The organism is Rhizobacter sp. SG703 (assembly GCF_012275445.1).
In the GTDB taxonomy this organism is placed as follows: Bacteria; Pseudomonadota; Gammaproteobacteria; order Burkholderiales; family Burkholderiaceae_C; genus Rhizobacter.
Genome location: NZ_JAAZQK010000001.1, coordinates 549,017 through 562,461, shown reverse-complemented (window position 1 = coordinate 562,461; position 13,445 = coordinate 549,017). Strand labels below are relative to the sequence as shown.

General features: G+C 68.3%; 16 protein-coding genes. 14 read left to right on the top strand and 2 right to left on the bottom strand.

Going from position 1 to position 13,445, the window contains the following annotated elements; translation table 11 throughout:
- The 14 genes from FHT26_RS02400 to FHT26_RS02335 all read left to right on the top strand — a co-directional run bounded on the left by FHT26_RS02400 (nucleotide 1) and on the right by FHT26_RS02335 (nucleotide 12,784).
- Complete coding sequence (locus FHT26_RS02400; protein ID WP_168558570.1) at nucleotides 1–804, top strand: SH3 domain-containing protein; 804 nt, start codon at nucleotides 1–3, stop codon at nucleotides 802–804.
- Between the two features lie 17 nt (nucleotides 805–821).
- Nucleotides 822–1,481, top strand: a complete 660-nt coding sequence (locus FHT26_RS02395; RefSeq protein ID WP_168558569.1) for an outer membrane beta-barrel domain-containing protein — start codon at nucleotides 822–824, stop codon at nucleotides 1,479–1,481.
- A gap of 31 nt (nucleotides 1,482–1,512) precedes the next feature.
- A complete protein-coding gene (locus FHT26_RS02390) occupies nucleotides 1,513–2,031 on the top strand; it encodes a TlpA disulfide reductase family protein (protein ID WP_168558568.1) in 519 nt (172 codons plus the stop codon).
- Nucleotides 2,032–2,033: 2 nt separating this feature from the next.
- The gene (locus FHT26_RS02385; protein WP_200953106.1) at nucleotides 2,034–2,270 is read left to right on the top strand and encodes a DUF4266 domain-containing protein; all 237 of its coding nucleotides are present in this window, start codon (nucleotides 2,034–2,036) and stop codon (nucleotides 2,268–2,270) included.
- Entirely contained in the window at nucleotides 2,257–3,435 is a 1,179-nt protein-coding gene (locus FHT26_RS02380) for a DUF3570 domain-containing protein (RefSeq protein ID WP_349238070.1), read from the top strand. The genes FHT26_RS02385 and FHT26_RS02380 overlap by 14 nt, the downstream gene beginning before the upstream one ends.
- 14 nt (nucleotides 3,436–3,449) lie before the next feature.
- Nucleotides 3,450–4,082, top strand: coding sequence for an AraC family transcriptional regulator (locus FHT26_RS02375; RefSeq protein ID WP_168558566.1), 633 nt, complete (start codon nucleotides 3,450–3,452; stop codon nucleotides 4,080–4,082).
- 6 nt (nucleotides 4,083–4,088) lie between these two features.
- Nucleotides 4,089–6,023, top strand: a complete 1,935-nt coding sequence (locus FHT26_RS02370) for a tetratricopeptide repeat protein (protein WP_168558565.1) — start codon at nucleotides 4,089–4,091, stop codon at nucleotides 6,021–6,023.
- Complete coding sequence (locus FHT26_RS02365; RefSeq protein ID WP_168558564.1) at nucleotides 6,004–8,817, top strand: tetratricopeptide repeat protein; 2,814 nt, start codon at nucleotides 6,004–6,006, stop codon at nucleotides 8,815–8,817. Before FHT26_RS02370 ends, FHT26_RS02365 begins: the two co-directional genes overlap by 20 nt.
- Complete coding sequence (locus FHT26_RS02360) at nucleotides 8,804–9,535, top strand: tetratricopeptide repeat protein (protein ID WP_168558563.1); 732 nt, start codon at nucleotides 8,804–8,806, stop codon at nucleotides 9,533–9,535. Before FHT26_RS02365 ends, FHT26_RS02360 begins: the two co-directional genes overlap by 14 nt.
- Nucleotides 9,532–9,870: a hypothetical protein gene (locus FHT26_RS02355; RefSeq protein WP_246867667.1), complete on the top strand. Its 339-nt coding sequence runs from the start codon at nucleotides 9,532–9,534 to the stop codon at nucleotides 9,868–9,870. Before FHT26_RS02360 ends, FHT26_RS02355 begins: the two co-directional genes overlap by 4 nt.
- A gap of 51 nt (nucleotides 9,871–9,921) precedes the next feature.
- The gene (locus FHT26_RS02350; protein ID WP_168558562.1) at nucleotides 9,922–10,578 is read left to right on the top strand and encodes a MotA/TolQ/ExbB proton channel family protein; all 657 of its coding nucleotides are present in this window, start codon (nucleotides 9,922–9,924) and stop codon (nucleotides 10,576–10,578) included.
- A gap of 2 nt (nucleotides 10,579–10,580) precedes the next feature.
- A complete protein-coding gene (locus tag FHT26_RS02345) occupies nucleotides 10,581–11,075 on the top strand; it encodes an ExbD/TolR family protein (protein WP_168558561.1) in 495 nt (164 codons plus the stop codon).
- An 11-nt stretch (nucleotides 11,076–11,086) separates the two neighbouring features.
- Nucleotides 11,087–11,584 (top strand): ExbD/TolR family protein, encoded by a 498-nt coding sequence (locus tag FHT26_RS02340; RefSeq protein WP_246867666.1) that lies wholly within the window; start codon nucleotides 11,087–11,089, stop codon nucleotides 11,582–11,584.
- A gap of 117 nt (nucleotides 11,585–11,701) precedes the next feature.
- On the top strand, nucleotides 11,702–12,784 hold the full coding sequence (locus FHT26_RS02335; protein ID WP_168558560.1) for an AgmX/PglI C-terminal domain-containing protein: 1,083 nt from the start codon (nucleotides 11,702–11,704) through the stop codon (nucleotides 12,782–12,784).
- A 34-nt stretch (nucleotides 12,785–12,818) separates the two neighbouring features.
- Here FHT26_RS02335 and FHT26_RS02330 read toward each other — a convergent pair whose 3' ends face one another.
- Both FHT26_RS02330 and FHT26_RS30235 read right to left on the bottom strand, forming a co-directional pair.
- Nucleotides 12,819–13,151 carry a hypothetical protein gene (locus FHT26_RS02330; protein ID WP_168558559.1) on the bottom strand — a complete coding sequence of 111 codons (333 nt, stop codon included), beginning with the start codon at nucleotides 13,149–13,151 and terminating at the stop codon, nucleotides 12,819–12,821.
- A gap of 129 nt (nucleotides 13,152–13,280) precedes the next feature.
- Nucleotides 13,281–13,403, bottom strand: a complete 123-nt coding sequence (locus tag FHT26_RS30235; RefSeq protein ID WP_282597128.1) for a hypothetical protein — start codon at nucleotides 13,401–13,403, stop codon at nucleotides 13,281–13,283.
- Nucleotides 13,404–13,445 lie beyond the last annotated feature (42 nt).

Here is a 13,445-nt window from a genome sequence, read left to right as displayed (position 1 = left end):
ATGACCCTCGCTCCACCGCACGAGTCGCCACCCTACCGCCTTCACGCCCGCCTTCGCCACGCCCTCCAGGGGCTGGCGCTCGCCTGTGCGCTGGGCGTCGTGGCAGTGCCGGCTGCCGCTGCCGACACCCCGCCGGAGCGCCTGCAGGTCAGCGACCCCTACATCGAGATGCACACCGGTGCCGGCCGCGGCTACCCGGTGTTCCACATCGCCGAGAAGGGCGAGTGGATCGAGGTGCTGCTGCGCCACACCGACTGGTTCAAGGTGCGCACCGACAAGGGCAAGGAAGGCTGGGTCGCGCGGGCGCAGCTCGAGACCACGCTGACCGAAGGCGGCAGCACCAAGACCTTCCGCGACGTGCTGCTCGACGACTACCTGAACCGCCGCGTCGAGTTCGGCGCCGGCTGGGGCCGCTTCAAGGGCGAGCCGATGCTGAAGATGTGGACCGGCTACCGCCTGTCGGACACGCTGTCGCTCGAAGGCACGCTCGGCCAGGTGCAGGGCGTGTTCTCCGGCAGCGACTTCTGGCATGCCAACCTGATGGTCGAGCCGTGGTCCGACAAGCGGCTGTCGCCGTTCTTCTCGGTCGGCTTCGGCAAGTTCAAGAACGTGCCGAATTCGACGCTGGTCGACGCGATCGACACCAAGGCCAAGCTGGCCAATGCCGGCATCGGCGTGCGCTACCACCTGACCGATCGCTTCGTGATGCGGGCCGACTGGACGCTGTACACCGCGTTCATCGGCGACACCCGCAGTGCCGAGTACCGCGCCGCCACGGTCGGCTTCTCCTTCTTCTTCAATTGATGGATCGCGAGACCCCCATGCGCGAATTGCGACATCTCGTCATGCCCCTGCTGGCCTCGGCCTGCCTCGCCGCACCGCTCGCGGCCCGCGCCCAGAACCAGCAGCAGGTCGTCGAACCCGGCAACGAACAGGTGATCGTGCCGCAGGTCGACCGCCGCCCGGTCAACGTGCCGAAGATCCCGTCGAACGACTTCGAGTTCGGCCTGTTCGGCGGCACCTACAGCACGCAGAACTTCGGCGCGAACGCCGTCTCCGGGCTGCGCGTGGGCTACCACATCACCGAGGACTACTTCGTCGAGGCCGTCTACGGCCAGACCAAGGTCACCGACGAATCGTTCCGGCAGATCCTGCCGGGCGGCGTGCTGTCCGACGACAGCCAGAAGCTGCGCTACTACAACGTCTCGATCGGCGTGAACGTGCTGCCGGGCGAGATCTTCTGGGGCCGCAACACCGCGAAGGCCTCGGCGGTGTACCTGATCGGCGGCGTCGGCAGCACCAAGTTCAACGACCAGCGCAAGCAGACCTTCAACGTCGGGATGGGCGTGCGCCTGTTCCTGAAGGACTGGATGGCGCTGCAGGTCGACATGCGCGACCACATCTTCACGCTCGACCTGCTCGGCAAGCGCCAGAACACGCAGAACCTCGAGCTGACCGGCGGCGTCACCTTCTTCTTCTGATCGAGCGCTCTTCTTTGATCGAGAACCCCCCATGAACGTCTTCTTCCGATTCGACAAGCTCCTGCGTACCGCGGCCGCGCTGCTGCTGAGCACCGGCCTGGTCGTGGCGCCGGCGCAGGCGGCCGCGCCGATGACGCCCGCGCCCGACTTCACGCTGAAGAGCCTCGAAGGCCAGAACCTGCGGCTGAAGGAGCAGCGCGGCCGGGTCGTGCTGGTGAACTTCTGGGCCACCTGGTGCGCGCCGTGCCGCCAGGAGATGCCCAAGCTGAACGCGCTGTACGACAAGTACAAGGGCTCGGGCTTCGTGTTGCTGGGCGTCAACGTCGACGACGATGCGCGCAATGCCGCCAGCGTCGCGACCAAGCTCGGCGTCAAGTTCCCGGTGCTGTTCGACACCGACAAGAACGTCAGCAAGCTGTACGAGCTGAACAGCATGCCGTCGACCGTGCTGATCGACCGCGACGGCCGCGTGCGCTTCCTGCACCGCGGCTACCAGGACGGCTACGAGAACACCTACGACAAGCAGATCCGTGACCTGCTGAAGGAATGACCATGGGCAGCCAACGCAGAGCACTCGCTGTCGTCGCGCTGGGGCTGGCATCGCTGCTGGCCGGCTGCGCCGCGCCCGAGCCGTGGGTGAAGCCGTACGAGCGCGAGCGCCTGGCCGATCCGATCATGCGGCTGTCGCGCGATGCGCTCGCCGACAAGCACCGCGAACACATCTACGACGTGCGCGAGAGCGGACGCGGCGCCACCGGCGTGCAAGGAGGCGGCTGTGGTTGCAACTAGCGGCTCCAGCATCTGGATGCGCCGGCTGCGCCGCGCGCTGGCGCGCCGCCCGCACCACCTGATGCGCGCGGGCCGGGCGCTGGGCGTGGTGGGTGGCGTGATGGCGGCGGGTGTTTCCACGGTAGGGACGGCGTACGCGATCGACCTGCCGGAAGACCGCGCCGACGCGATGTACCACTTCTACGACGGCGGCGGCACGCGCGCCGACGGCCCGGCGCTGCTGATCCGCAAGAAGGTCGCCGACCGGCTGTCGATCAGCGGCTCGTACTTCATCGACTCGGTCAGCAATGCGTCGATCGACGTCGTGACGACCGCGAGCCCCTACAAGGAAAAGCGCACCGAATACAGCCTCGGCGCCGACTACGTCTACCGCGACGCGCAGGTCTCGCTGTCGGGCACCACCAGCGACGAGCCCGACTACAAGGCCAACAGCGTCAGCCTCGACGTCTCGCAGGAGGTGTTCGGCGGCATGACGACGATCAGCCTCGGCGCGTCGCGCGGGGCCGACCACGTCGGCTCGCGCTACGAGGGCATGTTCGACCGTGCGCAGCACTGGCGCTACCGCTTCGGCGTCACGCAGATCCTGACGCCGCGCTGGCTGATGAGCGCGAACCTGGAGGCCATCTCCGACAACGGCTACCTCGGCAACCCGTACCGCGTGGCGCAGGTGTTCGGCACGCTGGTGCAGGAGCGCTACCCTCGCACCCGCTCGAGCCGCGCGCTGAAGCTGCGCGCGGTCGGCGACATCGGGCAGGGCGAGCAGCGCGCCGCGCTGCGCGCCGAGTACCGCTACTTCTGGGACAACTGGGAAATCAAGGCGCACACGCTCGAGGTGGGCTACACCCGCTACTTCGGCGCGGAGTGGCTGGGCGAGGCCTTCGTGCGCTACAACACGCAGAAGCAGGCGCTGTTCTACAGCGACAACGCGCAGAGCGAGACGCTGTACGTGTCGCGCAACAAGCAGCTGAGCGACTTCAACGACGTCGGCATCGGAGCGAAGGCGACCTACAGCGCCGGCAAGATCGCCGACAAGTTCGACGTCAAGTGGAACGCGCAGTACCAGTTCATGCGCTTTCGCTACAAGAACTTCACCGACATCCGCACCCACGGCCTGTATTCGTTCGACGCGAACATCCTCGAGCTGTTCGTCTCGGCCACCTTTTGAGAAAGACCGCCCCCATGTTCAAACGTAGTCGCAGCCTGCTGGCTGCCGGATGCCTGGCGGGACTGCTGTGTGGTCCGCTGTGGTGTGGCAACGCGTTGGCCGCCGATCCCGCGCCGGCCGATGCCGCAGCGTCGGCACCGGTGCCGGCGATGGCCGCCAGCGCCCCCGATGCCGCGCTCGCGCCGGCCACCGCGGCGTCGGCCGCAAGCCTCGACGGCCGCATCCAGGACCTGAAGGGCGACGTGATCCGCCTGAACCGCGACCTGCTGGTGCTGGAAGAGGAACTGCTGTTCCCCGCCAACACGCAGGTGGCGGTGTTCGTGTCGATGGACGTCGGCAAGATGTTCGAACTCGGCTCGGTGCAGGTGAAGCTGGACGACAAGGTCGTCGCGAACTACCTCTACACCCCGCTGGAGGTGAAGGCCTTGCACCGCGGGGGCGTGCAGCGGGTGTTCCTCGGCAACCTGAAGGCCGGCGAGCACCAGATCGTCGCGGTGTTCACCGGCGGCGGCCCGCACTTCCGCGACTACAAGCGCGGTGCGACCGTCAAGTTCGACAAGACCACCGACCCGAAGTACATCGAGCTGCAGATCAAGGACAACACCGGCAAGCTGCAGCCGGAGTTCGAAGTCAAGGTCTGGCAGTAAGCCGCCATGCGCCTTCGCAACGTTCCCGCAACCCTGCTGCGCGTGGCCGCCGCGGCGTGCCTCGTCGGCGCGCTCCCGGGCACGGCCCAGGCCGCCGAGCCGCTGCCGCCGCACCTGGTGCAAGACCCGTATTACGGCGAGACGCTGTTCCAGTTCTACCAGGGCCGCTATTTCTCGTCGATCACCGGGCTGATGGTGTCGCAGCATTTCGGCCGCGTCTCGCACCACACCGATGAAGCCGAGATCCTGCGCGGCGGGCTGCTGCTGTCGTACGGCCTGCACCGCGAGGCCGGCGAGATCTTCGCGCAGCTGATCGAGAAGGGCGCGCCGCCGTCGGTGCGCGACCGCGCGTGGTTCTACCTCGCGAAGATCCGCTACCAGCGCGGCTTCCTGCCGGAGGCCGAAGAGGCGCTCGGCCGCATCGAGAAGAACCTGCCGCCCGAGTTCGAGGAAGAGCGCGGGCTGCTGAGCGCCAACGTGCTGATGGCGCGCGACGATTTCGCCGGCGCCGCGGCGCAGCTGGAGGCGCTGGCCAGGCTGCCCGACCCCGGCAAGATGCCCGGCGGCGCGAACGCGACCCGCTATGCGCGCTTCAACCTCGGCGTCGCGCTGATCCGCACCGGCGACGCCGAACGCGGCAACCAGCTGCTCGACCAGCTCGGCCAGGCCCCCGCGCCCGACGAGGAGACTCGCAGCCTGCGCGACAAGGCGAACGTCGCGCTCGGCTTCGCCGCGCTGCAGGACAACAAGCCCGAGGCCGCGACCATCTACCTCGAACGCGTGCGCCTGAACGGCATGCAGGCCAACAAGGCGCTGCTCGGCTTCGGCTGGGCCCAGGCCGCGCTGAAGCAGCCGAAGCGGGCGCTGGTGCCGTGGCAGGAACTCGCGCAGCGCGACCCGGGCGACTCGGCCGTGCTCGAAGCGATGATCGCGGTGCCCTACGCCTATGCCGAGGCCGGTGCGAGCGGCCAGTCGCTCGACCGCTACAACGAGGCCATCGCGTCGTTCGAGCGCGAGAACGGCAACCTCGACCAGTCGATCGTCGCGATCCGTGCCGGCAAGCTGCTCGACGGCCTGCTCGAACGCAACCCCGGCGAAGAGATGGGCTGGTTCTGGAACATCGGCGAGCTGCCCGAGATGCCGCACGCCAACCACCTGGCGCCGCTGCTCGCGCAGCATTCGTTCCAGGAGGCCTTCAAGAACTGGCGCGACCTGCAGTTCCTGCGCAGCAACCTGCTGCAGTGGCAGGACAACCTCGGCGTGTTCGGCGACATGCTCGCGAACCGCCGCCAGGCCTATGCCGAGCGGCTGCCGAAGGTGCGCGCGAAGTCGGCCGAAGGCGGGCTGGAAGCGCTGCAGAAGCGGCTCGACGAGATCACCACCGAACTCGCCCGCATCGAGGCCGACGGCGATGCCGCCGCGCTGGCCGACGAGAAGCAGGCCGCGCTGCAGGCGCGCGTCGACCGCATCCGCGCGACGCTGGCCCAGGCCGGCGACCTGCCCGAGGCGGTGGCGGCGCGCGAGCGCTTCCGGCTGGCCTCCGGCGCGCTGACCTGGCAGCTCGCGCAGGCCTACCCGCAGAACCTGTGGGACGCGCAGAAGAACGCGCGCGCCACCACCGAGGCGCTGGCCGACACGCGCCGCGCCGATGCCGCGCTGGCCCAGGCGCAGCAGGACGAGCCGGCGAAGTTCGATGCCTTCGGGACCCGCATCGCCGAGCTCGCGAAGGCCATCGAGCTGCTGCTGCCGCGCGTCGCCGCGCTGAGCACCGAACAACAGCAGTTCGTGCAGGAGCTGGCGGTCGCCGAGCTCGTGCAGCAGAAGGAACGGCTGGTCGAATACACCACGCAGGCCCGCTTCGCCGTCGCACAGCTGTACGACCGCGCCGCGAGCCAGGCCAACAAGCAACTGGAACCCGCCAATGCGCCGCCCAAGCCATAGTCTGGCGCTGCTGATGCTGCTCGGGCTGGCCGCCTGTGCCGGCAAGAAGACGCTGCCCGGCGATGACCAGCCGACCCTGAAGTCGATGTCCGGCCGCGAGATCACGGTCGCCGAGGACAACGGCGTGAAGGCCGACGAGAACCAGGCCATCGCCGCCTACAACGAATTCCTGAAGGCCGCGCCGAAGGCCACGCAGCGCGCCGAAGCGATGCGCCGGCTCGGCGACCTGGAGATGGACAGCGCCGACAACCGGCTGGCCGCCGGCCAGCAGACGCCGAACGGCACGCCCGACTACAAGGCCGCGACCGCGCGCTACCAGGAGTTCCTGAAGACCTACCCGCAGGACGAGACCAACGACCGCGTGCTGTACCAGCTGGCACGCGCGCAGGAGCAGGGCGGCGAGCTCGAACTGGCGCTGAAGACGCTCGACGACCTGGTCGCGAAATACCCGAAGACGATCTACCGCGACGAAGCGCAGTTCCGCCGCGGCGAGCTGCTGTTCTCGACGCGCGACTACGTGAAGGCCGAGCAGGCCTACGCGACCGTGCTGCAGGGCGACTCGTCGAACCCGTTCCGCGACCGCGCGCTGTACATGCAGGGCTGGTCGCTGTTCAAGCAGGGCCGGCTGGACGACGCGCTGCACCCGTTCTTCGGCGTGCTCGACCTGAAGCTCGGCGGCCGCAAGGACGACGGCGAGCTCGAGACGCTGCCGGGCCTGACGCGCGGCGACCGCGAGCTGGTCGAGGACACCTTCCGCGTCGCCAGCCTGAGCCTGGAGAACCTGCAGGGCGCCGAGAGCATCCCGGCCTACATGACGACGCCGGAGCGCCGCGCCTACGAATGGCGCGTCTACCAGCAGCTCGGCGAGCTGTATCTGCGCCAGGACCGGCCGAAGGACGCCGCCGACACCTTCAGCGCGTTCGCGCGCCGCGACCCGCTGCACGGCCAGGCGCCGCTGATGCAGGCGCGCGTGATCGCGATCTACCAGCAGAACGGCTTCGGCACGCTGGCGCTCGATGCGAAGAAGGAATACGTGGAGCGCTACGGCGTCGACAGCGAATTCAGCAGGCAGAACTCGGCCGCGTGGCAGGAGAACGCGCAGCCGCTGGTCAAGACGAACCTCGCCGAGCTGGCGCAGCACTACCACTCGCAGGCGCAGAAGACCAGGTCGACCGCCGACTACCAGGAAGCGGTCAAGTGGTACCGCAGCTACCTGGTGTCGTTCCCGAAGGACGCCGAGGCGCCGCAGAACAACTTCCTGCTGGCCGAGCTGCTGTACGAAGACGGCCGCTTCAAGGAAGCCGCGCCCGAGTACGAGAAGACCGCCTACGGCTACCCGCTGCACGCGAAGAGCGCCGACGCCGGCTATGCCGCGCTGCTGAGCTATGCCGCGCAGGAGAAGAAGGCCACGCCGGCCGAGCTGCCGGCGCTGCAGAAGGAAAGCGTCGAGAGCGCGCTGCGCTTTGCCAACGCGAACCCGGCCGACAAGCGCAGCGGCCCGGTGCTGACGAACGCCGCGGAGAAGCTGTTCGCGCTGGGCGACCAGGCGCGTGCGGCCACGGTCGCGCAGCAGGTGCTGGCGCTGCAACCGCCGGCCGAGCCGGCGAACCGACGCGTCGCGTGGACGGTGATCGCGCACAGTTCGTTCGAGCGCGGCGAGTACGAGCAGGCCGAGAAGGCGTACGGCGAGGTGCTGGCGCTGGCGCCGGCGAACGATCCGGCCCGCAAGGACCTGGTCGAGCGCCAGGCAGCGTCGATCTACAAGCAGGGCGAGCAGGCGCGCAGCAAGGGGCAGCTGGTCGAGGCGGTGAAGCATTTCACGCGCGTTGCCGCGGTGGCGCCGCAGTCGAGCGTGGCGGCGCCGGCGCAGTACGACGCGGCGGCCGCGATGATCGGGCTGAAGGACTGGGACGGCGCGAGCCGCACGCTGGAAGACTTCCGCAAGCGCTACCCGAACCATCCGCTGCAGGCCGACGTCGGCAGCAAGCTCGCGCTGGCCTACACCGAGCGTGGCCAGTGGGCCCTGGCGGCCGGCGAGTACGAGCGCTTCGCGGTCACCAACAAGGACCCTGCGCTGGCGCGCGACGCGCTGTGGCAATCGGCCGAGATGTACGAGAAGGCCGGTTCGCGCGCGAACGCCGGCAAGGCCTACGAGCGCTACCTGAAGCAGGGCGGCATGTCGTTCGAAGCGTCGGTCGAGGCACGCTGGCGCCTCGCGAAGATCGCGAAGGACGACGGCAATGCGGCGCGCGAGTTCGCATGGATGAAGGAGATCTACCAGGTCGACCAGGCCGGCGGCGCGGCGCGCACGAACCGCACGCGCTACCTCGGCGCGACCGCGGCGCTCGCGATGGCGGCGCCGGTGGCCGACAACTACCGCAAGGTGCAGCTGGTCGAGCCGCTGAACGTCGCGCTGAAGAACAAGAAGGCGCGGCTGGAGGAATCGCTGAAGGCCTACACGGTGGCGGCGGACTATGGCGTGGCCGACGTGACGACCGCGGCGACCTACCAGATCGCCTCGCTGTACCAGGACTTCGGCAAGGCGCTCGTCAACTCGCAGCGCCCGAAGAAGCTGTCGAAGCTCGAACTGGAGCAGTACAACGTGATGCTGGAAGAGCAGGCCTACCCGTTCGAGGAGAAGGCCACCGAGCTGCACGAGCTGAACGCGCGGCGCACCACCAACGGCATCTACGACCAGTGGGTCAAGAGCAGCTTCAAGGCCTTGGGCGAGATCCGGCCGTTGAGGTACGGCAAGTCCGAACGCAGCGAGGGAGTGGTCGATGCGATTCGTTGAGCGCCATCTCACCCTCGCGATGCTGCTGGTGCTGGCCGGCTGCTCGACGATCTCGCAGCCGCTGCAGGCCATTCGCGATGCGGTGATGCCGGCCAAGGCGGCCTCGGCGCCGGCGGCCGCCGCCTCTGCCCCTGCCCAGGCCGCTTCGGCCGCCGCCCCGGCCATCGCCCGACCCGATCCCGAAGCCCCGGTCGCGCCGGCGCTGCAACGCAGCTACGACGACGCCCGCCGCGCGCTGCGCGCCGGCCGCATGGACGAAGCCGAGCGCGCCTTCAAGGCCATCGCGCAAGCCAACCCCGAGCTCGGCGGCCCGCATGCCAACCTCGGCGTGATCTACCGCCAGGCCAACAAGCTGCCCGAATCGGCCGGCGAGCTGGAGCAGGCGGTGCGCCTGAACCCGAAGCAGCCGCTGTACTTCAACCAGCTCGGCATCACCTACCGCCAGCAAGGCCAGTTCACGAAGGCGAAGGACGCCTACGAGCGCGCGATCGCGCTCGACGCCGGCTATGCCGCGCCGCTCTTGAACCTCGGCATCCTGTACGACCTGTATCTGTGGGATGTTGCACAGGCCGGCGAGCTGTATGGCCGGTATCTTGCGTTGACTCCGGGTGGCGATGCCACGGTGACCAAATGGGTCGCAGATCTGAAAAATCGTAAGCAGCAGCCCGCTGCGGCCGCCGCACCGGCAGCGGCAGCGAGCCGGAAGGAAAAACCATGAAGTCCCGAGATCCCTTGCGCGTGCCGCTGACGGTGGCCGCGGTGTTCGCGATGCTGATCGCCGCCGGCCTCGCGCCGGCCTGGGCGCAGGACCGCGCCGACATCAAGGGCTCGCAGATCATCGGCAACCGCGAGCTGCCGAAGGTCTTGTACATCGTGCCCTGGAAGAAGCCGCTGACCGGCGACCAGAGCGGCCGGCCCGCCGTCAGCGTGCTCGACGAGGCGCTCGCGCCGGTCGACCGCGACGTGTTCCGCCGGCAGGTCCACTACGACACGCTGACGCAGCCGATGGCCGCTGCGACACCGGCCACCCCATCCGCCGCGGCCACCAGATAAGGCCTGCCGTTTTTTGTCGAATCACAGAGAAGTTTCCATCGGAGATCAGAGATGAATGCATTCAACACAGCAGTGAAGTTCTTCCAGGATTGCGGCCTCTTCATCTATCCGAGCTTGACGATCATGGCGATCGGCCTGGCCATCGGCATCGAGCGCTACATCGTGCTGAACAAGGCCCGCAGCGAGAACCGCAAGCTGTGGTCGCAGGTGCTGCCGATGCTGCAGGGCGGGCGCTTCAAGGAAGTGCAGAACGTCACCGCGAACTCCGACGCCGCGATCGGCAAGATCGTCAACTACGGGCTGACCCGCATGCAGAGCCCGGGCCGCCGTGAAGACTTCGACGCCGCAATGGAAGAGGGCATGATGGAAATCGTGCCGCGCCTGGAGAAGCGCACCCACTACATCGCGACCTTCGCGAACGTGATCACGCTGGTCGGCCTGCTGGGCACCATCATGGGCCTGATCAAGGGCTTCACCGCGGTGGCGCAGGTCAACCCGGCCGAGAAGGCCGAGATGCTGTCGGCGTCGATCTCGATCGCGATGAACAACACCGCGTTCGCGCTGATGGTCGCGATTCCGTTCCTGCTGCTGCATTCGTTCCTGCAGGCCAAGACTGCCGAGATCGTCGACGGCCTCGAAGCCGCCAAGATCAGCTTCCTGAACCTGGTGCAGCGCCTGAAGGCCGAGCAGAGCACCGGAGCGCGTTGACCATGGCTGCCCGTCGTCGCCTGCGCAAGGAAACGGCGCACCTGGAGATCACCGCGTTCATCAACCTGATCGTGGTGCTGGTGCCGTTCCTGCTGTCGACCGCCGTGTTCAGCCGGCTGGCGGTGATCGACATTTCGCTGCCCGCGAAGAACACCGCCGTCGAGCAACTGAAGGTCGACAACCTGCAGCTCGAGGTGGTGCTGCGCCCGGATTCGCTGGAGATCGGCGACCGCATCGGCGGGCTGATCCAGCGCATCCCGAACACCGCCACCGGCTACGACACCGCGGCCTTGTCGACGCTGATCCAGCAGATCAAGGCCAAGTTTCCGGACAAGGTCGATGCCAGCGTGCTGGCCGAGCCGAACACCCCGTACGACGCGCTCGTGCAGGTGATGGACTCGGTGCGCGTGGTCGCCAAGCCCCAGGGGGCGACGATCCTGCACACCGAAATGTTCCCCAACATCTCGATCGGCGACGCGCCGGTCGTCAAGCGATAGAGGCGGGGACCATGGCACTGATGACACCGCTGCAGAAGCGGGCCGAGCGCCGCGCGCGCAACCAGACGGGGCTCGACATGAACCTCGTCTCGCTGATCGACGTGTTCACGATCCTGATCTTCTTCCTGCTGTCGAATGCCACCGGCGTCGAACTGCTGCCCAGCCCGAAGGCGGTGCAGCTGCCGCAGTCGACGGCCGAGAAGCAGCCGAAGCAGAACGTGGTGCTGGTGGTCAGCGGCACCGAGATCATCGTCGAGGGCCGCAAGATCGCGAACGTGGCCGACGTGATGGGGCTGAAGGGCGACCTGATCGCGCCGCTGAAGGAAGAGCTCGACATCCAGGCCGGCCGCGAGATGATCCGCGAGGCCAACAAGGACAAGGGCAAGGCGCTCACCATCATGGGCGACAAGGACATCCCGTACCAGCTGTTGCGCAAGATCATGTACACCGCGGCGCGTTCGAGTTTCACCGACATGTCGTTCGCGGTACGACAGAGGAATGGCGCATGAAGATGATCCTGCGCAAAGCGCCAATCAGCAGCGGACCGAGCGCCGGGCCGCTCCCAAGCGGGTCCGCTCTCCCCTCGGGGGAGTGTCCGACGTACTCGTCTCGGACGAGGGGCTGACATGAGTGCCACCATTGTTTCGTTCAACCCGCGGGTGATGCCGTGGGCGGGCGTGCCCGAGGATGACGCGCGTTTTCGCCGCATCATCCAGCGCACGGTGGGCGCCTGCCTGCTGATCTTCCTGATCGTGCCGTGGCTGCCGGTCAAGCAGCCCGATCGCAGCGTGCCGGCCGAGCTGCCGCCGCGTCTGGCGAAGCTGGTGCTTGAGACGCCGCCACCGCCGCCTCCGCCGCCGAAGGTCCAGGAAAAGCCGAAGGACGCGGCCGAGGCCGCGGTGCCGCAGGCCAAGCCCGACCAGGCCAAGCCGATCCCGGCCAAGCCCGATCCGGTGAAGATGAAGGAGCCGATCCCCGAGGCTCGCGTGCCGCAGGCCAACAAGCCGCCGGGCGAGATCGAGGGCGCGCGCCGCAAGGCGGCCGGTGTCGGCCTGCTCGCGATGAAGGACCAGTTGCAGGAGCTGAGCGGCGCGCCGCTGGCGGTGCAGCTGAAGCCGGACATCAAGCAGGGACCGGGCGTGGGGTCGGGCGTGGGTGTCGGCGTCGGTGCGGGTACCGAGGCCGGCCTGCCGGACCGCGCGATGATCACGTCGAACGCGACCGGCGGCAGCGGCGGCATCAACACCGCGGGCTACAGCCGCAACACCGGTGGCGGCGGGCTGGCGGGGCGCTCGACCACGCTGGTGGCCGGCGTGGCCGGTGGCGGGGGCGGCGGCGGCAAGGGTTCGGCGGCCGGCAGCGGAACCGGCAATGGCACCGGGGCGGGCGGCACGGTGCAGCGCGGCGGCAGCGGCAAGGCGGCCCGTTCGATCGAAGAGATCCGGCTGGTGTTCGAGCGCAACAAGGGCGCGATCTACGCGATCTACAACCGTGCGCTGCGCGAGGACCCGGGGCTGCAGGGCAAGGTGGTGCTGGAGCTGAAGATCTCGCCGTCGGGCGAACTGGCCGGGGTGCGCATCCTGTCGAGCGAGCTGAAGTCGCCGGAGCTGGAAGCGAAGCTGCTGGCGCGGATCAAGCAGTTCGAGTTCGGCGCCCGCGACGTGGATCAGATCATCATCAGCTACCCGCTGGACTTCCTGCCGTCTTGATGCGCAGCCCGGGTGACAACCCGGGCCCGCGCCGTCAGTGCTTCAGCGACGCCGCCAGGCCGATGGCCCGGCGCGCTTCCAGCTCGGCGTTCAGCGCCTTCTCGAGCGGCGAGCGCACCAGCCCGGCGTGCTCGTAGCGTATGTTTTCATACAGCTCGGACGCCGCCGGGCAGTCTTCCAGGATCAGTTGCAAGGCCTTGCCCGGCTCGACGCGTTCGAGCGCGCGGGTCAGCTGCTGCACGACGGTGCGGTACTGGTGGGCGTCGATCTCGGCCGGGCTCGCTTCCATGCGTTGAACCAGGCGCGCCAGCGCGTGCACGACATCGAGGTCGCTGACGCTGCGTTGCTGCGATTGGGTGGTTTTCATCGGTTCCTTCTGCGGGCTGTACTGAACTGCCCTCGTCGAAGGAAGTGGGGCCGCCTCGGCAGCTTGCAAGATCTCACCGGTTTCAACCGCTTCGTCTGCGCGGCAACATAGGAGAGGCGTCTGGCCCATTCAGCGTCCGAAGCCGAAGATCCACGCCAGCTTCTGCAACGGGCTGCGGCCCAGGCGCACCAGCGACAGCGTCGGGTACGGACTGCGCGCCTTCAGCGGGCGGCGCCGCAACGCGGGGCGCACCGGCCGGACACCGCTCTTCCGGGGGGTGGCAGCCTGCCATCG

Bases quoted from the DNA above. Each gene is read 5' to 3' on its own strand.
- FHT26_RS02400 (WP_168558570.1), top strand. From the start codon at position 1: ATGACCCTCGCTCCACCGCACGAGTCGCCACCCTACCGCCTTCACGCC.
- FHT26_RS02395 (WP_168558569.1), top strand. From the start codon at position 822: ATGCGCGAATTGCGACATCTCGTCATGCCCCTGCTGGCCTCGGCCTGC.
- FHT26_RS02390 (WP_168558568.1), top strand. From the start codon at position 1,513: ATGAACGTCTTCTTCCGATTCGACAAGCTCCTGCGTACCGCGGCCGCG.
- FHT26_RS02385 (WP_200953106.1), top strand. From the start codon at position 2,034: ATGGGCAGCCAACGCAGAGCACTCGCTGTCGTCGCGCTGGGGCTGGCA.
- FHT26_RS02375 (WP_168558566.1), top strand. From the start codon at position 3,450: ATGTTCAAACGTAGTCGCAGCCTGCTGGCTGCCGGATGCCTGGCGGGA.
- FHT26_RS02370 (WP_168558565.1), top strand. From the start codon at position 4,089: ATGCGCCTTCGCAACGTTCCCGCAACCCTGCTGCGCGTGGCCGCCGCG.
- FHT26_RS02365 (WP_168558564.1), top strand. From the start codon at position 6,004: ATGCGCCGCCCAAGCCATAGTCTGGCGCTGCTGATGCTGCTCGGGCTG.
- FHT26_RS02360 (WP_168558563.1), top strand. From the start codon at position 8,804: ATGCGATTCGTTGAGCGCCATCTCACCCTCGCGATGCTGCTGGTGCTG.
- FHT26_RS02355 (WP_246867667.1), top strand. From the start codon at position 9,532: ATGAAGTCCCGAGATCCCTTGCGCGTGCCGCTGACGGTGGCCGCGGTG.
- FHT26_RS02350 (WP_168558562.1), top strand. From the start codon at position 9,922: ATGAATGCATTCAACACAGCAGTGAAGTTCTTCCAGGATTGCGGCCTC.
- FHT26_RS02345 (WP_168558561.1), top strand. From the start codon at position 10,581: ATGGCTGCCCGTCGTCGCCTGCGCAAGGAAACGGCGCACCTGGAGATC.
- FHT26_RS02340 (WP_246867666.1), top strand. From the start codon at position 11,087: ATGGCACTGATGACACCGCTGCAGAAGCGGGCCGAGCGCCGCGCGCGC.
- FHT26_RS02335 (WP_168558560.1), top strand. From the start codon at position 11,702: ATGAGTGCCACCATTGTTTCGTTCAACCCGCGGGTGATGCCGTGGGCG.
- FHT26_RS02330 (WP_168558559.1), bottom strand. From the start codon at position 13,151: ATGAAAACCACCCAATCGCAGCAACGCAGCGTCAGCGACCTCGATGTC.